This is a genomic window from Pandoraea anhela, assembly GCF_902459655.1.
Classification (GTDB): Bacteria; Pseudomonadota; Gammaproteobacteria; order Burkholderiales; family Burkholderiaceae; genus Pandoraea; species Pandoraea anhela.
The window spans coordinates 201901-226208 of sequence record NZ_CABPSB010000001.1 but is presented as its reverse complement, the minus strand read 5'-3'; the positions used below and the strand labels follow the sequence as shown (position 1 = coordinate 226208).

Below are 24308 nucleotides of genomic sequence, written 5' to 3'. Positions count from 1 at the left end.
CTGCGTCGATTCCGATTCAGTTAACGATGCGATGTCTTTCTCCTCTGCCTCTTCTCCATTGGTCAGCCGCCCGGGCGCGACGTCGGACGGCGGTGCGCAAGGTCTGCGGGGGCAGGGTGAGCGCGTATCTTCCTGGTCGCATCGCGCGGCCTGGTTCTGGCTGTGCCTTGCCGCGCCGTTGCCTGCGATGGCACAGGGCACGGCATTGATGGCGCATCAGCGGCTGACGCCGTCTCCCGTGGTGTCGGCGGTATTTGCATCGCCGACGCTCTCGTCACTCTCGTCACTCTCACCGACCGCGCCGGGAGTGGCGTCCGCGGCGGGGGCGATGACTACGAGTCGCGCCTTCTGCGGCGCGTTCTCGACGCGCGCTCCCGTATCCGCACTCATGACGACCGTCGCCGGTCACACCGGCCTGTTCTCCATGCCGAAGCGCGCGCCGACCGTGTCCACGCCACGCACGACCCGGTCGTTTGTCATGCCGGTGGAGGGCGCGCGCATTACGTCGACCTTCGGTGCGCGCCGACATCCGATCCGCCGCGTGTCGCACCGCCATGACGGCGTCGATTTCGCTGCGCTGGTCGGCACACCGGTCCTCGCCGCAGCCGATGGCGAAGTGACGTTCATCGGCTATCAGGGGCGGGGCTTCGGCAGGTACATCGTGATCGCACACCGCTACGACAGCGAGACGCTCTATGCGCACTTGTCGGCGACCGCACGCGGGCTGCGCGTCGGCGATACGGTCAGCGCAGGCGACGAGATCGGTGCGATAGGCAGGACCGGCATGGCGACCGGGCCACATCTGCATTTCGAACTGCGTCGCAACGGGAATCCGGTCGATCCGTCGCCCCTGTTGAGCCGGGGCAGCATCAGGGAAGTCGGCGCCGGCGTGCCGAACCATGCGCCGCCTCAGGTCGATGCCTGCCAACGGGTGCTCGACGCGATGCCGTCGTGGCGGCCGACGACACCGAGCGCGCGCATCGGCGGCGTGCGCTGGCATGTCGCCCCGATGTAACCCGCTCGCCGATGTGATTCAATGCGTCCATCGGCGTTGTCTTTTGGAGTCCTGGCAAACCACCCGGGTGGCATGACTTCGACGGGGCGACGCGACTTGGGGAGGACGCGATGAACACGCCTGACGATCCCAACGACATTGCGACGACGCGTGCCGACGAGACCGTATCGGGGCAAAGCTCGAACAACCTCGTCCATTCGGGGAAGTCCATCGGCGCCGCGCGGGGACAACGTCTTGCGCCGTGGCTGCTCGGCGGGGCCTGCGGTGCGCTCCTCGGTGGTCTGGCCGTGGCGATGGCGCTGCTGGTCGGCCGTCCTGCGGCACCCCCGCCGACTTCGTCGACGCCGCCGCCGACAGGCGTGCAGCCGCAGGAGATCGTGGCGAGTCATGTGCGTGCGCGGTTGTCGCAGCATCCGCTCGATATCGTCTCGACCGATCCTCTCACCGTGAAGCCTTGGTTCGACGGCCGTCTCGATTACGTCCCGCCGGTCGTCGATCTCTCGACGAAGGGATTCCCGCTGGCGGGAGCGCGTCTCGACTATGTGGGGGGACGCACCGTGTCCGTTCTCGTCTATCTCACCGACAAACAGCCGATCGATCTTTACCTGTTCTCGGGGCGCGACAAGGCGTCGGCGGCGCCGTCGATCACGGGCGCGCACGGCTATGCGATCGCGCGCTGGCGGCGCAACGGGATGACTTACTGGGCGATCACCGATGCCGAACCGACGCATCTGCGCGTGTTTGTTGAGGCATTGCAGGCGATGACCTGATATCGTGTGGGCTATCGATCGATCCCCCCCCGATGGAGTGATTCATGCAGCAAAACCCGGCCTCCCAAGCCTCCGAAACATCCACCAAGGTTGCGGCCGCTGCGCCGACGAACCCGGCGTGGCAGGCGTCTCAATACGTGAAATTCGAAGACGAGCGCACGCGTCCCGTGCGCGATCTCGTCGCCGCCATTCCCGAGCTTTCCGGGCGTGAGGCGACACGTGTCGTCGACATCGGTTGCGGCCCCGGCAACTCGACCGAGGTGCTCGCCGCACGCTACGCGCAGGCGCAAGTGCATGGTCTGGACAGTTCGCAGGATATGGTCGATGCGGCGCGCAAGCGTTTGCCGCAGTTCCATTTCGATGTGGCCGATGTCGCAACATGGAGCGACGGTCCGTTCGACGTGATTCTGGCGAATGCCGTGCTGCAATGGCTGCCCGATCACGAGACGCTTTACCCGCGGCTGATCGAGTGCCTGTCGCCGGGCGGCTCGCTCGCCGTGCAGACGCCGGACAACCTCGACGAACCGGCGCATCGCCTGATGCGCGAAGTGGCGGCCGACCCGCGTTGGGCCGACACGCTCAAGGGCACGGAGCGCACCGCGCGTCACGGGGCCGCGTTCTACTACCCGATGCTGCGCAAGTTGTGCTCGCGTGTCGACATCTGGCGCACCACGTACTATCACCCGCTCGCGGGCGGCGCGCCTGCCGTGGTCGAATGGTTCAAGGGAAGCGCGCTGCGCCCGTTTCTCTCGAAGCTCGACGATGCCTCGCGTGAAGCCTTCCTGAGCCGTTACACGGACGAGATCGTGAAGGCTTATCCGGCGCTTGCCGACGGTACGGTATTGCTGCCGTTCCCGCGACTCTTCGTCGTCGCGACGCGCTGATCGAGCCAGCGTGCCGTGCAGGCGGCACCCGCCACAGCGAGCAACATCGGCGCCAGGAAGTCCTGATTCACATGCGTGAACTCCAGCGCCAGCACGACAGCCGTGATCGGCATGCGCATCGACACGGCGAGGAATGCGGTGGCCCCGATGAGGGCCGCCGCGCCGAGCACCACGCCCATCTCCCATGCTGGCGGCAACACGCCCCCTACGGTATTCCATGCGCCATTCCATACGCCGGCCAGCACCACGGCGAGTAGCGCGCCGTTGGCCAGCCCGGGCGTCAGCAATCCGCCCGCAGCACCCGCACGCAGACTGCTCCATGTGAAGACCACACGCAGCGCGAGCAACGCGAATGCCAGCGCCGTCACGAGTTCACCGTTGAAGGCGAGCGACGCCGGACCTTTGCCGTTGCCCGGCACCTGCGGGTACCAGGCGACGACCAGACCCAGCACCATAAAGTTGGCCAGCGCGAAGACCGGAGCGCGCCAGTCGCGCGGCGCGTTGGCGCGCGCATGCTCCGTCAGACGCGCGTAAGCCCACGCCGCTGCGCCGACGAGCGGGCCGCACACGAGCGACCAGCCCATGAGGGGCGCCGTCACGTCGAACGACGGGATCGTGTACTGCTGTTCGACGCCCATCCCCATCCAGGCCACCGCAGCGGCGATGGCCGATGTCGCGAACGCGGGCAGCACGGCGCGCCAGGCGAACGTGCCGAGCAATACTTCGAGCACGAAGATCGCACCGCCGAGCGGCACGTTGTACACGGCGGCCAATCCGGCGCCCGCACCGCAAGCGACCAGCAGCCGGCAGTGCGCCGTCGACAGCCCAGCGCGGCGCGCCAACCGATCGGCCACCAGCGCACCGATTTCTCGGGGCGCGACTTCACGACCCAGCGGCGAGCCGAGCGCGACCGTCACGATTTGCAGCAAGGCGTGGGCGAGCGTGCTGCCCACCGGCATGGGGCGGGCGCGACCGACGGCTTCCTTGATGGAGACGAGCTTCGCGCCATAGCGATGCAGGGCGTACCAGCCGAGTCCGGCGACGGCGCCGCACAACGTCAGCGCGGCGAAACGCCGTTCGGGCGAGGCGGCCGTCACGCCGCTCAGGAAACTCTGCGCGCCGAAGACCCGGTCCTCCGCGTAACCGAAGGCGAGATGCTGGACGATGTGGAGCAGCGCGGCGAGCAGCGTGCCGCCCACACCCGCGCCAATGCCGATGAGTATCGTCACGACGCCCAGCGTGACGAGCGGCGTTGCAGGGGTGTCTTGCGTGCCGGCGGCCGTCGGCTCAGGGGCGGGCGCGACGGGATGCGATAACGCCCGGGCCTTCTCTTGGGCGAGGACGTCGGCGTCTTGCGAGCGTTGCGTGAGGGTCATGGTGCTGCGATCTGGCTTGCGCTGAAGCCGGGTGAGTAAGGGAATACCCGGATTTTATGGCGCGACGCAGCATAAGTGAAATGAATGTTTTGTTGAAATTTATGATTATTTCGTATGGGTGTCGAGTGTCACGTCCGGACCTGCCAGGGGCAGGTGGAGTTCGGCGCGCAGGCCGCCGCCGGGACGATTCGAGAGGATGAGCGAGCCGTCGTGCGCCTGCGCGATCGTCCGGGCGATCGCGAGGCCGAGGCCCGCGCCGTCGGGCCCGCTGGCCACGGCGTCGGGTGCCTGCGCGCACGCCTGCCCGTGTCCCCTCGTCCGAACGAAGGGTTCCATCGCTGCCGACAACTCCGCGTGCGGTATGCCGGGGCCGCGATCTTCCACGACGATCTCGAGATGCGTGCCCTGTGCCGACAGATGCGCCGACAGGCGGCATCCGCCCGCGTAGCGCAGGGCGTTATCGACGAGGTTCTGCACGCAGCGACGCAACGTTCTCGGGTAGCCGCGCACCGTGCCGCTCGCGCTTTGCTCGCGCACGCGTACGTCGCCGCCCGTCTCCCGTGCGTCTTCGGCCACGGCGTGCAGCAGCGCATCGATATCGACGTCGCGCAGCGCTTCGCCGCTGGGAACGCCGCGTACGTGGTCGAGCGACGCCGCGATCATCGCTTCCATCTCCATCAGATCCTGACGAAACCGCTCGCGTTGCGCCGGGTCGTTCAGGGTTTCGGCACGCAGACGCAGCCGCGTGAGCGGCGAGCGCAGATCGTGCGAGACCGAGGCGAGGAACGTGGTGCGCGCCTGCATCGCTTCGATGAGGCGGTGCTGCATGGCGTTGAACGTCTGCGCCGCGCGACGCACTTCCACCGGCCCGCGCTCGTCGAGCGGGGGGCTGTGGATGTCGCGCCCGAGCCGGTCGGCGGCGGCCGACATTCTGGCGAGCGGGCGTAGCGCGATACGCACGGCGATCACCGCGATGAGAATCACTGCGAGAATCCGCGCGAGGTAAATCCGCACGAAGTAATCGGCGAAGGCTGCGCCGGGGCGCAAGTCCAGTCCCGCCTGACCGGCGACCACTGCGAGCGAGAGCCATTGCCCGTCTTGTAGGCGCACGTCGGCGGCGAGGTGCGCCGTCGGGGCATGCGCGCGCAGCAGCGTCGCGAGCGCGACGGGTTCGCCGGTGTCGTCGTAAAGCACGACGGGATGGGCAACGAACGGATGTGTGGGGCCGAGCTGTGCCGTCAGCACGCTATCGAACAGATCGTCCGAGAAGTGCGACATGCTTTGCCCGTGAGCGGGTACGTCGATGTCGCGGACCTCGACACCGGTGGCGCGCAATCGTTGCATGAGCGCGGGGCGCTCTGCCGGCGGCACGACGTCGAACAGCTTCACGGCGTCGGCGATGCGCGCGCCGCCCGAGCGCACCGGCACTTCGGCCACGCGCCCGTAGCGCGCGTCGAACCACACGGTGCCCGTCACCAACTGGGTGGCGAGCATGCCGATGACGAGAATCAGCGCGAGTCGGCCAGAGAGCGTGCGGGGCCAGCCGAAGAGGCGGCCGAATCTGTCGAGAAAGCGCGTGGTGAACGATCGGCGGGCGTCTTGATGGGCCGGCATCGCGCGAGGCGCGTCACACACCGGAGGCCACCACATCCGCCGCGAGCATATAGCCCTCGTTGCGCACGGTGCGAATCAGCGGTGACGCACGTGCACGCGTATCGAGGTGCGCGCGCAGGCGACTCACGCACACGTCGATGGCGCGGTCGTTGGCCGCGCCGTGACGGCCGAAGGCGCAATCGAGCAGAAAGTCGCGCGAGAGGGGGCGATGCGGATGCATCACCAGCGCCTGCAATGTGCGGTAATCGGAGCCGCCGAGCGTAATCACGCGACCTTCGGGGGAGATGAGTTGACGTGCCAGCGTGTCGAGCCGCCAGCCGTCGAAATCGAAAAAGGCGGCCTGAGAGGGCGCCGTGTGCGAAGTGTGCAACGTATGCGCCGGCACGCACGACGGCGAGACCGCCGGGCGCCCGTGCGGTCCCGGGAGTGTCGGCACATTTGGCACATTCGGCACGGCGCCCGCCCCCGAGGGCGAACGCCCGGGCGGCAGGCGCGGCCCACGCCGCAACACGGCTTTCACGCGTGCGAGCAGCTCACGCGGATCGAACGGTTTGGGCAGGTAATCGTCCGCGCCGACTTCCAGACCGACGATGCGATCGAGCAATGTGCTGCGCGAGGTGAGCATCACGACACAGACGTCACCGCGCGCATGTAACTGACGACACAGCGACAGTCCGTCCTCGCCCGGCAGCATCAGGTCGAGCACGACGACATCGGCCGGACGTGCCGCCAGCTGCGCCCACATCTGAACGCCGTCGGCGGCGGTCGCGACATCGAAACCCGACTCGCGCAGATAGTCGGAAAGAAGGTCGCGAATCTGCGGATCGTCGTCGACGACCAGCAGGCGGGCAACCGCAGGAGATGTCGCCATCGGTGACGAGGACCCGGGGAGTGAGTGGGGGGAGGACGTGGCGGCCGACATCACGACGAAATGCCAAAGAACGGGAGTCTACCGGCGAGCGCACCCGTTGCGCCCGTCGCCCACATACCGATACATGCCAATACAAACCAATACATACCGAAATTCCGTCAACACGAAGCCAACACAACGCAGCGCTACATTCTAATAGAAATGAGAATGGTTCTTGATTCAATATTGGATGTCATTGTTATGCCGAATTACTTTTCGCGCCGCAGATCGTTGATCGATGTCGCCAGACGTGCGGCGTGCGTCGCGGGCGTCCTCGTGTCCACGGCGCTTGGCGCCATCGTGCCCGTGCACGCCGGTGAGGTCGTGACCGACATGGCCGGGCGGCAAGTCACGTTGCCCGATCACGTCGACCGGATTCTGTTGGGCGAGGGGCGTCTGCTGTACGCGGTAGCGTTGCTCGAAGGCAAGCAGCCGCTCGGGCGCATTGTGGGCTGGCAGGGGGAATTGCAGTCGCTCGACCCGCAGACATGGCAGCAGTACGAGAAGGTCTTCCCGAAGATCGACACGATCCCGAAGATCGGCCAATCCTCGGAAGCGACGGTGAGCGCGGAGAAGGCGCTCGCGCTCAAACCGGATCTGGCGATCTTCAGCATCGGGGGGCATGGGCCGGGGCGTCACAACGCGCTCGTCAAGGAGTTTGCCGCCGCCGGGGTGCCGGTCATCTTCGTGGACTTCCGTCAGAAGCCGCTGGAAGACACGGTGCCGAGTCTTCGTCTCATGGGCAAGGCGATGCAGCGAGAGGCGCAGGCCGAGGCCTATATCTCGCTTTACGAATCGCATCTGAAGGCCGTGCGCGATGCGGTGGCGACGATCCCGTCGAACCAGCGTCCGAAGGTGTTCGTGCAACTGCTCGCGGGGGTGTGGCCCGGGTGTTGTCACACGGTCGGCAACGGCAGTATCGGCGAATTCGTCGATGCGGCGGGAGGCGTGAACGTCGCGCGCGACTTGCTGCCTGGCGTGATCGGCGATCTGAACATCGAACACGTGATCGCGTCGCAGCCGGACGTCTATATCGCGACCGGCACGCGCGGCAATGCCAATCAGTTGCGCATCCACGTGGGCGCGCAGACCACGGCTGCGGATGCACGCGACTCGCTCGATGCATTCGTGAAATCGCCGGGGATTGCGTCGATCAAGGCGGTCCGCGAGGGCCGCACACATGGGCTGTGGCATAACTTCTACGACTCGCCGTACAACATCGTGGCCGTCGAGGCGATGCTGAACTGGTTCTATCCGGGGCGCTTCCGACAGATCGATGCGAATGCCACGTTCACCGAGATTCACAAGCGCTTCCTCGCCGTGCCGTACGACGGGACGTACTGGATCGACGGAGACAAGCCGTGAGTCTTGCGGGAAAAATGTCTCACGGGGCGGGCGCCTCGGTGCAGGCCGCCTCGCACGATTCGTCGGCCCGGATGGCGGAGGAAGACGTGCTGCAAGCGGACGTGGCGAGCGGCTATCGACGACTGAATTTGCGTCGCGCGGTGTGGCTCGTCGCGCTGGCCGCGTTCATTGTGTTCGCGCTGGCGATGGACTTCACGCACGGGCCGTCGGCGCTGGGGTGGCGCGATCTCTGGCGGACGCTGGTGTCGCCGGGCACGGCAAGCCCCGACGCGCAGGTCATCGTCTGGCAGATCCGCCTGCCGTATGCGTTGATGGCGGTGCTCGTTGGCGGCGCGCTCGGTCTGGCCGGCGGCGAGATGCAGACGATCCTCGATAACCCGCTCGCGAGCCCCTACACGCTGGGCGTGTCGGCGGCGGCAGCGTTCGGCGCCGCGCTCGCCATCGTGCTCAACCTGCACGTGCCGGGGGTGGCCGACATCTGGGTCGTACCCGTCAACGCCTTCATCTTCGCGCTCATCTCGGCGCTGGTGCTCGACGGCGTGGCGCGCTGGCGCGGCCTGCCCACCTCGGGCGTGGTGCTCATGGGAATCGCGTTGGTGTTCGTGTTTCATGCGCTCGTGTCGCTGATGCAGTTCGTCGCGACCGAAGACGCCCTGCAAGGCCTCGTCTTCTGGACACTGGGCAGCCTCACGCGCAGCGACTGGACACAGGTGCGTGTGCTCGGCGCGGTACTTGCGATCATGGCCGTGTTCGCCTGGCGGCAGTCGTGGGCGATGACGGCGTTGCGCCTGGGCGAAGACCGTGCCGCCAGTTTCGGTATTCGCGTTGCGCGCTTGCGGCTCATCACGCTCATGCGCGTGTCGTTGCTCTCGGCGCTCACGGTGTCCTTCGTGGGCACCATCGGCTTTGTCGGACTGATCGCGCCGCATATCGCGCGGGGCATTTTCGGCGAGGACCATCGCTTTTATCTGCCGGGTTGCGTCATCGTCGGCGCGCTCGTCATGTCGCTCGCGTCGATTGCGTCGAAGACGCTGCTGCCCGGCGTCATCATCCCGGTCGGGATCGTGACGGCGCTCGTGGGCATTCCGTTCTTCCTCGTGATCGTCGTGCGTTCGAGCGGGAGGTCGCTGTGACGCTATCGGTTAAAGCGCAGGCAGGCACGCAGGCGTTGTCTGCGACCGGCATCGACGTGACGCTCGGCCGCCGCCACATTCTGCACTCGGTGTCGCTGCCGACGTTGCCGGCCGGCACCGTCACGGCGCTGCTCGGGCCGAACGGGTCGGGAAAATCGACCTTGCTGCGCACGCTGGCCGGACTCGTCGCCGGGCGAGGGGAAGTGACGTTCGGCCGTGAGACGCTTCATCGCTGCACGGGGCGGGCGCCGGCGCGCGATGTCGTCTATCTGCCGCAGGCGCTGCCGGCAGGCGTGCATCTTCGTGTGCTCGAATCGGTGCTGGCGGCCGGGCATGGCGCGCGTCACGCCGCCCGCGAATCCGTGAGCGCGATGGCGCCCACACCGGCCGTCGTCATGGCGCTGCTCACGCAGTTGGGCATCGAAGCGCTCGCCATGCGTTTTCTCGACGAACTCTCAGGCGGCCAGCGGCAACTGGTCGGTCTGGCGCAGGCATTGATTCGCGCGCCGCGCCTTTTGCTGCTCGACGAGCCGCTCTCGGCGCTCGATTTGCATCATCAGTTTCAGGTGATGCGTCTGATCGCTCGCGAGACGGTGGCGCGCCAGATGATTACCGTCGTCGTAATGCACGATCTGTCGATCGCGATGCGTCACGCCGATGCGGCGGTAATGCTGCGCGACGGGCGTGTCGTTGCAGCCGGGGGCGTCGACGAGGTCGTGACGGCCGATGCCATCGCCCGGGTATTCGACGTGCAGGCGCGGGTCGAGCGTTGCTCGCGCGGCCTGCCGCAACTGATCGTGGACGACGTCGTGACACCCGTCTAGACGCCGTTCGCTCCTGCGACGCGGCTCGCCGGTCTTCGCTGCATCCGCACCGGCACGCCCAGCCATATCGCCACGCCGGCCGCGTCGTTTTTCCTTGTTGTCCGAGTCAGTCCGAACGCTCCGGCGGTGTCGCGCACACCCCGGCGCGCGGGGACGCTTGTCTGTTCATCTCATAACGCATAACACCAGATGAAGCACTTGAATTCGTTGGAAGCCGAGGCCACGCTCGCGCCGTTCGCATTGCCGTTCGCATTGCCGCTCGGGGCGGCGCCCGATACGGGATCACGCGCCGCGTCGCGTCTGCGTCTGAAGCCCCGCCTGACGCTGGCGGCAGCACTGGCCGCCGCATCGCTGCATGCCGCCGCGCAGAGCGCCCCGGCAAGCGCCACACCCGCCGCCGACGGCAACGCCGCACCGGCACAGGCCACGGCACAGACCGCGACCCAGGCCGCTGCGCCGTCTGCGGCCGCCGTGGCGCTCCCGGCCACGTCGGTCACGGCAACGGTCGATGCGCCTTACAAAGCCGAGACCGTGTCGTCGTCCAAATATACGGCGCCGTTGCGCGACATCCCGCAAAGCATCACGGTGGTACCCAAGAAGGTGCTGGAGGAGCAGAACGCCCAGTCGTTGCAGGACATTCTGAAGAACGTACCGGGCATCACCTTCATGTCGGGCGAGGGCAATCTCGGCTGGGGCGACCTGTTCTCGATTCGCGGTTTCTCGGCTGAGCAGAGCATCACCATCGACGGCGTGCGCGACGCCGGGCTGTCGAGCCGCAACGACACCTTCGATCTCGATCGCGTCGAGGTGTACAAGGGCACGGGCACGATCGAATCGGGCGTGGCGGCGCTGGGCGGCTCGGTCAACCTGGTATCGAAGGAAGCCGAGCTTGGCAGCTTCTACCGTTCGTCGTTCGGGCTGGGCAGCGACAACTACCGCCGCATGACAGCCGACCTGAATCAGCAACTCGGCGACACCACGGCGTTGCGCCTGAATCTCATGTCGCATCACAACGGCGTGGCGGGGCGTGACGAAGTGAAGAACGACCGCTACGGCATTGCGGCGTCGCTCGGCCTCGGTCTGGGCACCAGCACACGGGTGATCTTCGACGTCTTCCATCAGAAGGACAACAACGTGCCCGACACGGGCTTGCCGATCCAGCGCGGCACGGGCGGTCAACTGATGCCGGGCGTGCAGCAAAGCAACTGGTACGGGGCCGCAGGCATCTACACGCAGCAAACGGAAAGTACCTCGCTGTCGGGGCGCGTCGAGCACGATTTCAACGACACCACACGCATTCGCAGCCAGTTGCGCTGGCAGCAGACGGACAACTTCTCGGTCCTGTCGCCGGCGCGCTTTTTCGCGGCGAACGCCAACGGGAGCAAGACCTGCACCGGCGCGCGATGCGCGACGCTCGGCTACACCGGCATCGGGCCGCTGTCGAACATCGGCGGGGTCAACTCCTACACCGACTACGGATTGACGTCGGCGCCGTACGGCATTCTGCGTGGCAGCAACTTCGGCAATTCCACGCGCTATCAGATCCTCGACAACCAGACGGACCTGCGCTTCTCCGCGAACACCGGTCCGTTCAAGCACGACGTGGTAACGGGGTTCGAGCTCTATCGCGAGACCTACGGCGGGAATCCGCGCGAGGCCTACGTGCCGGCGGGCGACATGTTCTTCAACATGGCGAACCCGTCCAACGCGTTTGCCGGCAAGTGGTCGATGGAGGGCACCAACCAGTCCAGTTCGACGGTCAACGATGCGGCCATCTTCGCGAGCGACACGATCACGCTGTCGCCGCACTGGCAGGTGCTGGCCTCGCTGCGCTATGACCGTTGGCGCGCGGAGACGAACTCGCCGACCGGCGCCACGCTCACGTCGAGCACCGACGGGGCGTGGAGCGGGCGCGCGGGTCTCGTCTACAAACCGGTGGAGCCGGGCAGCATCTACGTGTCGTACAGCCGCGCGACGCAGCCGACCGCCATCGGCGCGAGCACGAACAATCTGATCTACGGCACGGCCTCGACCGCCAAGTACGATCCGGCCACCTCGCAGACGTACGAAATGGGCACCAAGTGGGATCTGGCCGGTGGGGCGCTCGGCTTCACGGCGGCGGTCTTCCGCACGGAACTGAGCAATTCGTGGCAATACACGAGCGACGACACGTCGCCGGTGCGCGCGCTGCCCGCCAAGCGCGTCGATGGTGTTGAACTCGGGCTGCAAGGCAACATCACGGACAAGTGGTCGATCTTCGCGGGGGTCTCGCGCATGAAGAGCCGCATCACCAAGGGCGCGAACGAGGGGGCGGAAGCCGCCAACGTGCCGGACTGGAGCGGATCGATCTGGACGTCGTACAAGGTCACACCGGACCTCGCATTGAGCTACGGTGTGCAATACGTGGGGCATCGTCGTTACACGGACAACCGCTACGTGGGCGGTCTGAACAACAACAGCAGCAACGCGTCGGGTCCGTCGGGCGTTAATCCGATCTACACGCAGGACAACGAGAAAGCGCCGAGCTACTGGGTGCATAACATCGCCGCCCGTTATCGGGTGAACCGCCACGTGCACGTCAACCTGAACCTGAACAACGTGTTCAACAAGTTCTACTACGCACAGATCGGCGCGTCGCTCGACGGCTTCCAGTTGTACGGCGTGCCGGGTGCCGGGCGCACGGTCACGGTCAGCGCCGATATCGCGTTCTAAGCGCATGTCGAGGGCACATTGAGCCTCGGGGAGGCAGCATCATGATGATCGAGATACCCGCCGTATTCAGCCGCGACGAAGCGCGTGCGTTGTGCGAGCAATTGCAGACGCAGACGTGGATCGACGGCAAGGCGACGGCGGGCATGCAGTCGGCGCAGGCCAAGGAGAACCGGCAACTCGCCGAAGACGATCCCTGGGGGCAGCGTCTGGGCGGCGAGATCCTGCGACGTTTGTCGCAGGACGCCGTGTTCATGTCGGCGGCGTTGCCCCGCCGGATTTATCCGCCGCTGTTCAATCGCTACGAAGGCGGCGAGGCGTTCGGCTATCACGTGGACAACGCAGTGCGGGGCATCAAGGGTGTGCGCGAGCGGGTGCGCACGGACTTGTCGGCCACCCTGTTCCTGGCCGAGCCCGACAGCTATGACGGCGGCGAACTGGTGGTGCGCGACAGCTTCGGCGAGCGCGCCGTCAAACTGCCCGCCGGTCACATGGTGCTGTATCCCGGCACGAGCGTGCATAAGGTCAATCCGGTGACGCGGGGCGTACGTCTCGCGTCGTTCTTCTGGATCGAGAGCCTGATTCGCGACGATGCCCAGCGCAGCGTGCTGTTCGACATGGACGTGGCGATTCAGCGTCTCACACAGCAGGGCGCCGACAATGCCTCGCTGGTGCAGTTGACGGGGAGTTATCACAACCTGTTGCGTATGTGGGCGGATGTGTAGGGAATAAGGTCGCCTGGCATCCCTGCGCGCCGGGTGGCGCACGATCGTGCGTCGCCCGGTGTAAAGTAGCGGCCATGGATGCCGTATTTCAGCCCCTTCAGCCTTTCCAGCCGTTCCGCAATGCTCCTTTGTACTGGCGCTCGTCGCTCGTGCCCGGGGGCGATATGCTCACGGCCGAGTACAACGACCATACGTTCGCGCCGCACTGGCACGACGCGTACACGTTTGCGTGCATCGTGGCCGGGGCGGAGCGCTATGCCTATCGTGGCGGCGAGCACGTGGCGGACGCCGGCTCGGTCGCGATCATTCATCCCGGTGAAGTCCATACGGGGGCGCGCGAGACCGACTTCGGCTGGCGCTACCGCGTGTTCTATCTGCCCGTGGGCTTCGTGCAGGGGGTGCAGCGGCAAATCGCCAATCCGCTGGCCAATCCGCTGGCGGGAATGTCCGATTCCGTCGCCGACGACGCCCCTCTGCCATGGTTCGGTGAAAACGTCATCTACGACGCGCAAGCCATGCACCGTCTGCTCGAGGCGCATCGACTGCTTCAGGTGGGCGCGGACCCGCTGCTCGCGGAAAGCGTGCTGATCGAGGCGGTATCGATGATGCTGGTCCGGCATGCGCAGGCAGGCATGCCCGCATTGGCGACGCATCGCGATGCCGTACGCGTCGAGACGATGAAGGCGCGACTGTCCGCCGATCTGACCGAACCGCTGTCGCTCACGGCATTGGCCGAAGCGGTCGATCTCTCTGCGTTCCACGCTGCCCGTTTGTTTTCCCGGGAGACAGGACTGGCGCCGCATGCGTGGCGCAATCAGTTGCGTCTGGTGCGGGCGTTGCCGGCGTTGCGCGCCGGGGCGTCGGCAACCGATGTGGCGCTGGCGCAAGGCTTCAACGATCTCTCGCACTTCACTCGGCACTTCCGGCGCGCGTTCGGCGTGTCGCCGGGGAAGTGGCGCGTCGGGCCGGGTGCCTGACGTCCACGTTGGCGGGCGCTTTGCCTTTCTCCTCGACTTTCTCCTCGACTTTCTCCTCGACTTTCGTCTCTACTTTCGCCTCGACGTTTGCCGCGAGGTCCGCGCTTGCCGCCGCATGCAGCCACGCCAGGAAATCCCGCAACGGCTTCGACTTGTCGGCGTCGCGCGGCACGAGCGTGACGTAGGTCGCGCCGTCCACCTGAATTTCCGGGAAGGGCAGGGTCAGACGTCCGGCGGCGAGTTCCCGATTCAGTGTCGGCATGCTGCCGATTCCCAGCCCCAATCCATCGACGACCGCTTGCAAGCTCACGTGATAGTGGTCGAAGCGATGGAATCGCACAGGCCGCAACGCGGGCACACCGGCCGCGCTCAACCAGTCCTCCCACGCGCCAACGCGCGTTTGAGTGGCGACGAAGGTGTGTTTCGCGAGGTCTTTCAATCGCCGCACCGGCAGCGCTTCCAGCAAAGGCGGCGCAGCGACCACCGTGGCGCGCTCCGTGAACAGCACCGTCTTCTCGTACGCCTGCCATTCGGGGCGCGACGCCGGATCGCGGCGGATGGCAACGTCGAAGCCGGCACGAAATGCGGTATCGCCGCTGCTCGATGTCGTGACAACGACCTGCACATCGGGATGCGCGGCATGAAACTCGGGCAGTCGGGCGATCAGCCAGTGCATGGCGAGCGTGGTCTGGGCGTTGACGCGCACCACGCGCGTCTGCGGTGCTTTGCCGAAGCGCAGCGCGGCGTCACCGATGAGGTCGAACGCTGCGCTGATCTCGGCGGCAAACGCGCGGGCGTGGTCGGTGGCCACATTGCGCTGGCCCTGGCGGACGAATAACGTCTGCCCGAGCCAGTCCTCCAGCAACGCAATCTGACGGCTCACCGCCCCATGCGTGATCGACAGTTCCTGCGCAGCGGCGCTCAGGCTTTCGGCGCGGGCCGCCGTCTCGAAAACCCGCAAAGCATGCAACGGGGGAAGTTGACGCGCCATGCTCAATCCTTGAATGGCGATGTGAGGGTCGAATCGTGACTTTTTATCACAGAAGCGCGTTTATTTTGTCGATGGCGTGAGTGATCGTCATGCTTTATCGTCACGGCTAAGATTCATGCGTCCCGCGGCAAGCCCGGGCGGTGTGAGAGCGCGGCGAACGATGAGGGCAGGATGCTGGCGGAATTTTTTGCAGGACATATGTGGGGCATGGCGATGATCGCCATCGTGGGGACGACGGCGGGGGCGGTGAGCGGCGTCGTCGGCACGGGCTCGTCGATGATGCTGTTGCCGGTGCTGGTCTACACGTACGGCCCGAAGCAGGCAGTGCCGATCATGGCGGTCGCGGCGGTCTTGGGCAACCTCTCGAAGGTGGTGGCGTGGTGGCGTGAGATCGACTGGCGTGCGGTGTTCGCTTACTCGGTGCCGGGGGCGCCTGCCGCGGCACTCGGTGCGAAAACGTTATGGACTCTGCCGTCGAGCGTGGTGGATATCGCGCTGGGACTGTTCTTCATTGCGATGGTGCCGGCGCGGCACTACCTTCGGCGCCGTCAGTGGCGATTGTCGCTCTGGCAACTGACGGTTGTGGGCGCGGTCGTGGGGTTCCTGACCGGTATCGTGCTCTCGACCGGGCCGCTCAGCGTGCCGGCGTTTGCCGCATACGGGTTGTCGGGCGGGGCGTTTCTCGGTGCGGAATCGGCCAGTTCGGTCTTCATCTACGTGGCGAAAGTGCTGATGTTCTCCGGGCTGGGCGCGTTGCCGCCGGAAGTGTGGGCGAGCGGCCTGATCGTCGGCATGACGCTGATGTTGGGCACGACGCTGGGCAAGCGCTTCGTGCTGGGCATGCGCCCGGCGGTGTTTCAACGATTGCTCGATACGATGCTGATCGTTTCGGGGGGCGTGATGCTCAGTGCCGCGTGGCGGTGACATCGAGCGGATGGCATCGGAGATGGCAGCGCACGCGAGCGACCTAATCACGTACTAGGCGCGCGCGATGCGGGCACAAACGCCGTTCACCACGAACCCGAGGGCCATTGCCACGCCGCCGACGATAAACAGCAGCGAGTAATTGCCGGACGTCGCCGCGAACAGGAAAGACAACCCATAGGCGGCGCCGGCCTGCAAGGTGGCGAAACTCGTCGTTGCCGTGCTCCACGCGCCTTTTTGGGCCGCGGGGTGATGCGCGAGGAGTTCGTTCACGCGTCCGAGTACCAGCGGGACGATGCCCGGCGTGAAAGCCCCCATCACCATACTGGAGACGATCAGGGCGGGCAGGCCGAGGCCAAGCACCGGCAGCACGACAGCGCACATTTGCGCCACATACGCGACGCGCAACGCCCGCGCAAAGCCGATCCGGTCGGCAAGGTGCCCCACGAACACCGGGCCGACGATGGCCCCCAGCCCGTACAGGACCCAATAGTTCGCACCGGCGTCAAGCCCTTTGCCGAGGCCCCGGGCGACGTAGTCCACGAGGAAGATCATGTGCGGCACCAGCGCGACGGCGTTCAGCGCGTATTCGACATACAGCGAGCGCAGCGCGAGCGGGGTCGTCGTGCGGGGCTTCGAATGTGGCGTGCCCGATGCCGCCGATGCCGCCGATCCAGTCGCTGCGCCGTCAGGCCAGCCGCGCCACGCCACCGCCGTGAGCAGCAGCGACAGCACGCCCAGTCCGATCCAGGCCTGCGGGAGCCCTTGCCGTAACAGCAGCGGCACGAGCGTGCCGGACGCGGCAATCCCCAAACCCAGCCCGGCGAATATCGCACCGCTGACAACGCCGCGTCGCGACGGCGCGACGTGCGCCAGCACCGAGGGTGCTGCAACGACCATCAGCACACCGCCCGCGAACCCCGACGCGAAGCGCCACGCGAAGAACCACAGGAAAGACAGCGGCCACGAACACGCGAAAAACGCGATGGCGGCGAGGCACATCATGGTACGCAGTAAGACGACATTCGGTGCATGGCGCGCCAGCACGCGCGCGCCCAGCGCGCCCGCAAGATAACCGCCGAGATTGGCAGCACCGAGATACGCCGCCGTCGCCGGCGCGAACCAGTGTGCGCCGATGATGGCGGGCAGCAGCGCGGTGTAGGCGAAGCGGGCAAAGCCGATACCGATGAGACTCGCGCAAGCCGCCGACAGGGTGGCGCGCCAGGCGTTGAAGGGGGCGGTCGGGGGGCCGCCCAGCACTGCATGGGACATGTTGACTCCGGGGAGCGCTGCGACGCCTCCCGGCTCTGGCCGGTACGGCGCGCACAAGCGATGGCGCCAGTGTAGGTTGCTGCGATGCGTCAGAAAAAGGTCGTTCGCCGGAAGTCATTCTTCCGTGCGGCGTACGAATGGCGACGGTCGTCCGCCGTCCCGACGCACCCCGATTCCCTCACGCCTTGCCCGACGCGAGCTTGTGCACGTGCGAGAAATGTCTGCGCAGACGTGGCACCGCGAAGTCCACGAACGCGCGCACCTTGGGTATCGCCAGTCGTCCCTGCGGCGTGATGATGTGCACCGGCATGGGCGGATGCTCGTAATTCTGCAAGACGATCTCCAGCGTGCCGCGCTCCAGCTCGCCGACGATGTGATACGTCAGCATGCGCGCCACACCGTGACCGGCGACAACGGACGCAATCGCGGCGCGAATCGAATTCACGATCAGACGCGGCGTGAACTGAACGATCTGCGGCACCGTGCTGCGACCGGTGGGCGGAAAACGCCACGAATCGATGCCGAAATACGTCATGGAGACGATGCGATGCTTCGCCAGATCGGCGGGCGTCTCGATGGGGGCGTGCGTTGCCAGATACGCGGGGGAGGCTGCGACGATGCGGCGCACTTCGCCGACCTGAGTGGCGACGAGCGACGAATCCGGCAGATGCGCCACGCGCACCGCGACATCCACACCCTCGTCGATCAGGTTCACGGGCAGATCGCTCAGTTGCAGCCGCACGATCACATCCGGGTAGCGCTCGATGAAGGCGTCGGCAATCTCGCGCATGAAGGTGTCGCCGGCCGCGAACGGCACGGATACGGTCAATTGACCGCGCGGCGCAGACCGTTCCCCGGCGGCGATCACGTCGGCTTCGTCGAGGTCGAGCAGGATGCGCCGGCACGCGGCGGCGTAGCGTTCACCCGCGGCGCTGAGCTTGAGCGTGCGCGTGGTGCGATGGAGCAGGGCCGTGCCGGTGTGCGTTTCCAGGTAGGCGATGGCGCGACTGACGGCGGCGGCCGAGCGTCCGAGACGCCGGGCGGCGCCGGCAAGACTGCCTTCGTCGACGGTGGCGACGAAGACCTTCATGGCGTCGATTCGGTCCATGAGCGAGCAAGAGTGAGGCGTTAGCGAAGACGTCGGGGATGGTCGGCGGGCCGTCGCGCGTTCGCGGGCGTGGCCGAGGAACAAGCGTACCCTTAAATCTGCCGTTAAGGCGACAATGGCGTGCGGATTTCCCGCCGGAGCCAGACACCATGCTGACGGTCCATCACCTGAACAACTCCCGCTCGCAGCGCGTGCTGTGGATGCTCGAAGAGCTTGGGGTGCCGTACGATTTGCAACGTTACGAGCGCGATCCGAAAACGATGCTCGCGCCGCCGGCCTTGCGCCGGGTGCATCCGCTGGGCAAGTCGCCGATCGTCACCGATGGCGATCTGACGTTGGCGGAGTCCGGCGCCATCATCGAGTACCTCGTGGACCGCTACGGTCAGGGTCGCTTCGCGCCACCCCGCCATACACCCGATACTCCCTATACGCCCGAACGGCTTCAATGGACCTACTGGCTGCACTACGCGGAAGGCTCCGCCATGCCGCCGTTGCTGCTCAAACTGGTGGCGCTGCGTATCGCAGGTGCGCCGATGCCGTTCTTCGTGCGACCCATCGCACGCAAGATCAGCGACACCTTGCAGTCGAGCTTCGTCGATCCCCAACTGGCGTTGCATTTTGGGTACGTCAACGATGCGTTGACGAAGACTGGCTGGTTCGTCGGCGACAGCTTCAGCGCAGCCGATATCCAGATGAGCTTCCCGCTGGAGGCCGTGGCGGCGAGGGGCGACGCCAAAGGCCGTTGGCCCGCGATCGTCGACTTTCTCGAGCGCATTCACGCACGCGACGCTTATCAGCGCGCCCTCACGCGCGGCGGACCCTACGAACTGCTAAGCTGATCGCCGGTCTTAGCCACACCTCACGCCACCGAAACGCTATGAAAACATTGATGGCTTCGTTGCTTGCCGCAACTGCCGTAACTGCCGCGGCGAGCACTGTGCTTGTCGCCACGACACCTGCCTATGCTGCCGAGGGCATGGCGCCATTGCCCGGCGCGGCCATTTCGGCGGCGGCGACCGGGGGGCCGGGCGCACCGGAAAGTGCCGGGCCCGCCGTGTCGGCGGCCCAACTGGCCGCGAACAAACAGGCGGTGCTCGCGTTCTACGAGGCCGGCCTCAATCGCAAGGACTTTGCGGCGGCGCGTCAGTACCTCGGTGACAAGTACATCCAGCACAATCCGAACGCCGCTGACGGTATCGAAGGCTTCGGCGAGTACATCGAGTTCCTGCGCAAGCATCAGCCGGACTCGCACAGCGATATCGTGCGTGCTTTCGCCGACGGCGATTTCGTGATCCTGCACGTGCGCAAGGTGCGGCACCCGGGCGATCTGCCCATTGCCATCGTCGACCTGTTCCGGCTCGAAAAGGGCAAGATCGTGGAGCATTGGGACGTCTCTCAGCCGACGCCGGCCAAGACCGTCAGCGGCAACTCCATGTTCTGATGCGTCGAGCGTCGACGCCTGACGTGAAGGCGTGGTCTTCGTGATTCAGCGCGAGGCCTCCCTCGAAACCATCTGCTTGCCGGGGGGGCTTGCCGTTCGCCATTCGACGCGCCCTGAGAGCGCACCGCGCCGACCGTGTGCGGGGTCGCGCGCGATGCCGTGCCCTCAGTGTCGGGCGGCCGACGCCTTACTGGCAAGCAACGAGTGCCTTCACGACCTCGTCAAGCGACGTCGTGCCGCGACGCGGCGTGCCTTCGAACGTCATCCACCCTTCGTTGAAGCCGTCGAGCATTTGCATGCGCGGTGTCGGATATCGCATGCCCTGGGCGAGGAAGCGCGCCTCCCATTCGCCGCGATCGATGACGTGGGGGACGACGGTTCGGCCCAACTCGCGGCCCAGCGTATCGGCCAGCAACGCCGGGGATACCGGCTCGGGGCCACACAACTCGACGACTCGCGTGCCTTGCCACGGCTCGCGCAGCAACTGCGCTGCCGTGGTGCCGACGTCAGCCGTCGCGACCATCGGGATCGCCCGGTCGAGCGGCGACAGATAGCTCTCCAGCACGCCGTCGGTGCGTGCACGGGCGACGTCCCACGCGGCGTTCTCCATGAACCACGCGGCGCGCAAGAACGTCATCGGCAGGTCGAGCGCGCCGAGATGCTGTTCGAGCAGCGAGAGTTGCGACAGCAGGCTCGGCTGCGTGGCCTGCGCGCCGACGGTCGACAGGCAGACCACGCGCGACGGGCGCGCGGTTTGCAGCGCTTTGACGATGCCCGCGATGTTGGCGCGCGACTCGGCGAAGTCGGGCGACGGATCGAAGTGCGGCGGCAGCAGGATAAACACGCCGTGCGCGCCGGTGAAGGCACGGGTAAGGGCCTCGGCGTCGGCCATCTCCGCGACGGCGACATCGCAGCCACGCGCTTGCCATGCCGCTCCCTTGGTGGTGCTTCGCACCACGGCGCGCACGGCATCGCCCCGATGGAGCAGCGTTTGTGCGACGACACCGCCGACTTGTCCGGTAATGCCTGTAATGGCGTACATCTCGAATCCTTGTAGAGGTCGCGGTCCCTACCGCGCTGGTCGCTATTGTCGGCAGCCGAGGAACATTTCGCGATAACATGAATGGCATTTTATTGATGCCGTTTTGGCATTGATTGCCGAGGAGAGGGACATGACTGGATTCGACGAGCGCATGCTCAACGGCATGAGCGTGTTCGTGGCGATCGTGGAGGCGGGCAGTTTTGCGGCGGCCGGCGAGCGTTTGGATATGTCGCAACCGGGCGTGAGCCGTTCGGTGTCGCGACTGGAGGGGCGGCTCGGCATTCGCCTGTTCGACCGCACGACCCGCGTGGTCTCGCTGACGGACGAGGGGCGGCGTTTTTACGCTCAGGTCACGCCGTTGCTGGCAGGATTGGAAGACGCGGCAGCGACCGCGTCGGGTGGGGCGACGGCGGTGCGTGGCCGTCTGCGCGTGAACATCGATCCGTTTTTCTCGCGTCTGATCCTCGGGCCGAGTCTTGAAGCGTTTCTCGCCCAACATCCGGCACTGCACCTCGAACTGATCACGAGGGACAGTCTCGGGGACATGATTGCCGACGGCTTCGATCTCGCGGTACGTTTCGGTGTGCCGCCGGACTCGACGCTCGTCGCGCGCAAGTTGCTCGACACGCCGATTCATACCGTGGCGACGCCGGCCTATCTGCGGCGATGTGGCCGTCCGTTGACGCCGCAGGACTTGTCGTCGGACGCGCATACCTGCATCGAGTTTCGCGATCCGCGCACGGGACGTCCGTTCGCGTGGGAGTTTCACCGCAAGCGCAAACGGCTCGTCGTGCCCACCCACGGCCGCCTCGTCGTCAACGATGCCGGCACGTTGCTCAGCGCCTGTCTCGCAGGCTACGGCGTCGCGCAAGTGATGGGGTTCGGCACCGAGCACTGGCGCGAGAGCGGTCAACTGGTCGATCTCTTCCCGGACTGGCCGGACGAGCGCTTCCCGCTCTACGCCTATCACCCGTCGCGTCACCATCCGCCCGCCAAGACACGGGCGTTTCTCGATCTGGTGACATCGTTGACGTCATCGACCTTATAGACCTTATAGACCTCATAGACCTCACCGGGCGGGCAGGCAGTGTTGCCGTCGGGCGCAGCGCAGGCTGCCCTGCGGCTCACTGGCCCTTTGCCTGCTCGCGAAACGTGCGGAAAGCCGTCCACATTTCCCGCGCGAAAATCTCGGGCGCTTCGAACGCCGCGAAATGACCGCCGGCCTCGACTTCGTTCCAGTGGAAGATCGTGCGCCATGCCTGTTCGGCCCAATGGCGCGGCGGGTTGAACGTCTCCGCCGGAAAGAGGCTCGCGCCCATCGGGATCTCGATGCGCTCACCGCCCGAGCGCCCCGGGGAAAAGAACGTGTGGCTGTGAATCGTCTCCCCGACACCTTCCCAGTAAAGTCGCGAGGCCGACGTTCCGGTGCCTGTGAACCAGTACAGGGAAATGTCGTCGAGCATCTGATCGAGACTCAGGGCGTCCTCCGGTTTGCCCTGATTGTCGGTCCAGTCCCAGAATTTCTCGTACATCCACATCGCGAGCGCCAGCGGCGAGTCGTTGAGCGCATAGCCGATCGTCTGCGGACGTGTGTTCATCTGGTCCGCGTACCCGGTGCCCTTGTTGACGAAATATTCGATACCCGCCAGCGCGCGGGCTTCCGCCGGCGTGGGATTCGCAGGGAGTTCCGCGGGCACGACCATCGGCAGGTTCACATGTGCGGCAAGCAATCCGTCGGGCTTCTGTGCAGCGAGCGCCGTCGTGATGGCCGAGCCTCAGTCGCCGCCTTGGGCAACCCAGCGCCGGTATCCCAGACGCTCGGTCATCAGCACGCGCCATGCCTGTGCAATACGCGCGGGATTCCAGCCGAGATTGCGCGGTTTGTCGGAGAAGCCGTATCCCGGGATCGCGGGCACGACGACGTGAAACGCGTCTTGGGCGCTGCCGCCGAATTTGACCGGATCCGTCAGCCGTTCGATCACGTCGAGGAACTCGACTACCGACCCCGGCCACCCGTGGGTGAGCAGGATCGGCATGGCGTTTTCATGCGGCGAACGGGCATGGATGAAATAGATGCCGACATCGTCGATGCGCGTACGGAATTGAGAGAAGCGGTTGAGCCGGGCTTCGAAGCGTCGCCAGTCATAGCGGTGACGCCAGTGGTCGACCAGTGCCTGCGCGGCGGCGAGCGGCACGCCCTGCGACCAGTCGTCGACCAACTCGCGATCCGGCCAGCGGATGCGATCCAGACGCCCGTGCAGGTCTTCGATCGCGGCCTCGGGAACGTGAACATGAAACGGCGAGACCGCCTCGGTAGCCTCCGGCAATACCAGAGACAGCGCGTGGGGTTGGGGCAATGCAGACATCGAAAAACTCCGGAGATGAAGCCCGGACAAATGGGGGAGCCGGGACTTCGACGGGTGAATGAACGCTAAAATGTAGCGAGTGCTACAATATTAAACATACGAACGCACGCCAATCAAGAATTTTTTAGCGAACGTTACAAATGAGGTATGCTTCGCACATGGCACGCAAACTCGCATTCGATTACGAGCAGGCACTGGACAAGGCGACGACGTTGTTCTGGCAACGGGGTTACGCCGCGACAGGGTTGCGCGATCTCCTGAAAGTCATGGAGATCGGCGAAGGCTCGTTCTACAACACCCTCAAGAGCAAGAAGCACCTCTATCTGACGTGCTTGCAGCGCTATCAGGATCAGGTTGTCGCGGCGCGCATGCACGCACTGCGGTCCGCCCCCGATGCAGCGTCGGGCATTCGTGCATTCTTTGCCGCCGTGCTCGATTGTCTGGACGATCCGCAAGCGCCGAGGCTGTGCATGCTGGCGGCCATGGAAGTCGACGAAGTACTCGCCGAGCCCGAGCTTCGGGCTCGCGCGGAGCAGGGCTTGCGCGAGTTGCGCACGGCGCTGGAGACGCGCCTGAGCGAAGATCGGGCGCGCGGAAAACTTCGCTCGCCGCTCGAAGTGCAGACCATCGCGCAGGTCATCGTGACGTTCCTGCAAGGCCTATGGCGCATGGCCCTCGTGAAGTACGACCGTCCGGCGTTCATTCGTCAGATCGACGGGCTGCTCACGGGGTTGGGGCTCTGAGGCGCATTGCCCCAAGGGGAAACGGCGTTGCCCCAAACCCCGATAGCGAAGCGCCGTCACAAATCCGACACTCGCCCTGAGGTATCCCGCCGGCCATCCGGGCCAGGGAACCCGCAACG

23 protein-coding genes are annotated in these 24308 nt (G+C 65.9%); 14 read left to right on the top strand and 9 right to left on the bottom strand.

Features of this window, described 5'->3' with window-relative positions; translation table 11 throughout:
* The first annotated feature begins 31 nt into the window (after positions 1-31).
* The 3 genes from PAN31108_RS00980 (at position 32) to tam (ending at position 2669) form a co-directional block, all read left to right on the top strand.
* Complete coding sequence (locus tag PAN31108_RS00980; protein WP_150667039.1) at positions 32-1015, top strand: M23 family metallopeptidase; 984 nt, start codon at positions 32-34, stop codon at positions 1013-1015.
* A gap of 110 nt (positions 1016-1125) precedes the next feature.
* A complete protein-coding gene (locus tag PAN31108_RS00975; protein WP_150667038.1) occupies positions 1126-1785 on the top strand; it encodes an anti-sigma factor family protein in 660 nt (219 codons plus the stop codon).
* 44 nt (positions 1786-1829) lie between these two features.
* Positions 1830-2669 carry a trans-aconitate 2-methyltransferase gene (gene tam / locus PAN31108_RS00970; protein WP_150667037.1) on the top strand — a complete coding sequence of 280 codons (840 nt, stop codon included), beginning with the start codon at positions 1830-1832 and terminating at the stop codon, positions 2667-2669.
* Here the strand turns inward: tam and PAN31108_RS00965 are convergent.
* The 3 genes from PAN31108_RS00965 to PAN31108_RS26580 all read right to left on the bottom strand — a co-directional run bounded on the left by PAN31108_RS00965 (position 2600) and on the right by PAN31108_RS26580 (position 6530).
* On the bottom strand, positions 2600-4045 hold the full coding sequence (locus PAN31108_RS00965) for a chloride channel protein (RefSeq protein WP_150667036.1): 1446 nt from the start codon (positions 4043-4045) through the stop codon (positions 2600-2602). The genes tam and PAN31108_RS00965 overlap by 70 nt on opposite strands.
* A gap of 105 nt (positions 4046-4150) precedes the next feature.
* A complete protein-coding gene (locus PAN31108_RS00960; RefSeq protein ID WP_174994790.1) occupies positions 4151-5659 on the bottom strand; it encodes an ATP-binding protein in 1509 nt (502 codons plus the stop codon).
* Positions 5660-5672: 13 nt separating this feature from the next.
* The gene (locus PAN31108_RS26580) at positions 5673-6530 is read right to left on the bottom strand and encodes a response regulator (RefSeq protein ID WP_246183713.1); all 858 of its coding nucleotides are present in this window, start codon (positions 6528-6530) and stop codon (positions 5673-5675) included.
* A gap of 315 nt (positions 6531-6845) precedes the next feature.
* On the opposite strand from PAN31108_RS26580, the gene PAN31108_RS00950 reads away from it, so the two are divergent.
* From PAN31108_RS00950 to PAN31108_RS00925, 6 genes are all read left to right on the top strand, one after another.
* Positions 6846-7934, top strand: a complete 1089-nt coding sequence (locus PAN31108_RS00950; RefSeq protein WP_246183712.1) for an ABC transporter substrate-binding protein — start codon at positions 6846-6848, stop codon at positions 7932-7934.
* Positions 7935-8005: 71 nt separating this feature from the next.
* Positions 8006-9067: a FecCD family ABC transporter permease gene (locus tag PAN31108_RS00945; RefSeq protein ID WP_370819555.1), complete on the top strand. Its 1062-nt coding sequence runs from the start codon at positions 8006-8008 to the stop codon at positions 9065-9067.
* On the top strand, positions 9064-9891 hold the full coding sequence (locus PAN31108_RS00940; protein ID WP_246183711.1) for an ABC transporter ATP-binding protein: 828 nt from the start codon (positions 9064-9066) through the stop codon (positions 9889-9891). The genes PAN31108_RS00945 and PAN31108_RS00940 overlap by 4 nt, the downstream gene beginning before the upstream one ends.
* A gap of 189 nt (positions 9892-10080) precedes the next feature.
* The gene (locus PAN31108_RS00935; protein ID WP_150667033.1) at positions 10081-12603 is read left to right on the top strand and encodes a TonB-dependent receptor; all 2523 of its coding nucleotides are present in this window, start codon (positions 10081-10083) and stop codon (positions 12601-12603) included.
* 41 nt (positions 12604-12644) lie between these two features.
* The gene (locus tag PAN31108_RS00930; protein WP_150667032.1) at positions 12645-13325 is read left to right on the top strand and encodes a Fe2+-dependent dioxygenase; all 681 of its coding nucleotides are present in this window, start codon (positions 12645-12647) and stop codon (positions 13323-13325) included.
* A 74-nt stretch (positions 13326-13399) separates the two neighbouring features.
* Positions 13400-14302: a helix-turn-helix transcriptional regulator gene (locus tag PAN31108_RS00925; protein WP_150667031.1), complete on the top strand. Its 903-nt coding sequence runs from the start codon at positions 13400-13402 to the stop codon at positions 14300-14302.
* Here the strand turns inward: PAN31108_RS00925 and PAN31108_RS00920 are convergent.
* Positions 14235-15293 (bottom strand): LysR substrate-binding domain-containing protein, encoded by a 1059-nt coding sequence (locus PAN31108_RS00920; RefSeq protein ID WP_150667030.1) that lies wholly within the window; start codon positions 15291-15293, stop codon positions 14235-14237. The genes PAN31108_RS00925 and PAN31108_RS00920 overlap by 68 nt on opposite strands.
* Before the next feature lie 198 nt (positions 15294-15491).
* Here PAN31108_RS00920 and PAN31108_RS00915 point away from each other — a divergent pair, with 198 nt between their 5' ends.
* Positions 15492-16217, top strand: a complete 726-nt coding sequence (locus tag PAN31108_RS00915) for a sulfite exporter TauE/SafE family protein (RefSeq protein ID WP_217426275.1) — start codon at positions 15492-15494, stop codon at positions 16215-16217.
* Positions 16218-16271: 54 nt separating this feature from the next.
* Here PAN31108_RS00915 and PAN31108_RS00910 read toward each other — a convergent pair whose 3' ends face one another.
* A complete protein-coding gene (locus PAN31108_RS00910) occupies positions 16272-17489 on the bottom strand; it encodes a YbfB/YjiJ family MFS transporter (protein WP_150667028.1) in 1218 nt (405 codons plus the stop codon).
* Between the two features lie 178 nt (positions 17490-17667).
* Entirely contained in the window at positions 17668-18597 is a 930-nt protein-coding gene (locus tag PAN31108_RS00905) for a LysR family transcriptional regulator (protein WP_150667027.1), read from the bottom strand.
* A gap of 149 nt (positions 18598-18746) precedes the next feature.
* Between PAN31108_RS00905 and PAN31108_RS00900 the strand changes: the two genes are divergently transcribed.
* Together PAN31108_RS00900 and PAN31108_RS00895 are read left to right on the top strand one after the other, a co-directional pair.
* On the top strand, positions 18747-19436 hold the full coding sequence (locus tag PAN31108_RS00900; RefSeq protein ID WP_150667026.1) for a glutathione S-transferase: 690 nt from the start codon (positions 18747-18749) through the stop codon (positions 19434-19436).
* A 137-nt stretch (positions 19437-19573) separates the two neighbouring features.
* Complete coding sequence (locus PAN31108_RS00895) at positions 19574-20038, top strand: nuclear transport factor 2 family protein (RefSeq protein ID WP_150667409.1); 465 nt, start codon at positions 19574-19576, stop codon at positions 20036-20038.
* A gap of 187 nt (positions 20039-20225) precedes the next feature.
* Here PAN31108_RS00895 and PAN31108_RS00890 read toward each other — a convergent pair whose 3' ends face one another.
* A complete protein-coding gene (locus tag PAN31108_RS00890; protein ID WP_150667025.1) occupies positions 20226-21080 on the bottom strand; it encodes an NAD(P)H-binding protein in 855 nt (284 codons plus the stop codon).
* Positions 21081-21210: 130 nt separating this feature from the next.
* On the opposite strand from PAN31108_RS00890, the gene PAN31108_RS00885 reads away from it, so the two are divergent.
* Positions 21211-22128, top strand: coding sequence for a LysR family transcriptional regulator (locus tag PAN31108_RS00885; RefSeq protein WP_150667024.1), 918 nt, complete (start codon positions 21211-21213; stop codon positions 22126-22128).
* A gap of 76 nt (positions 22129-22204) precedes the next feature.
* Here PAN31108_RS00885 and PAN31108_RS26670 read toward each other — a convergent pair whose 3' ends face one another.
* Complete coding sequence (locus PAN31108_RS26670; protein WP_246183709.1) at positions 22205-22810, bottom strand: hypothetical protein; 606 nt, start codon at positions 22808-22810, stop codon at positions 22205-22207.
* 45 nt (positions 22811-22855) lie between these two features.
* Positions 22856-23446 carry an epoxide hydrolase family protein gene (locus PAN31108_RS26665; RefSeq protein WP_246183708.1) on the bottom strand — a complete coding sequence of 197 codons (591 nt, stop codon included), beginning with the start codon at positions 23444-23446 and terminating at the stop codon, positions 22856-22858.
* Positions 23447-23604: 158 nt separating this feature from the next.
* Between PAN31108_RS26665 and PAN31108_RS00875 the strand changes: the two genes are divergently transcribed.
* Positions 23605-24189 carry a TetR/AcrR family transcriptional regulator gene (locus PAN31108_RS00875; RefSeq protein ID WP_150667023.1) on the top strand — a complete coding sequence of 195 codons (585 nt, stop codon included), beginning with the start codon at positions 23605-23607 and terminating at the stop codon, positions 24187-24189.
* The last annotated feature ends 119 nt before the right edge of the window (positions 24190-24308 follow it).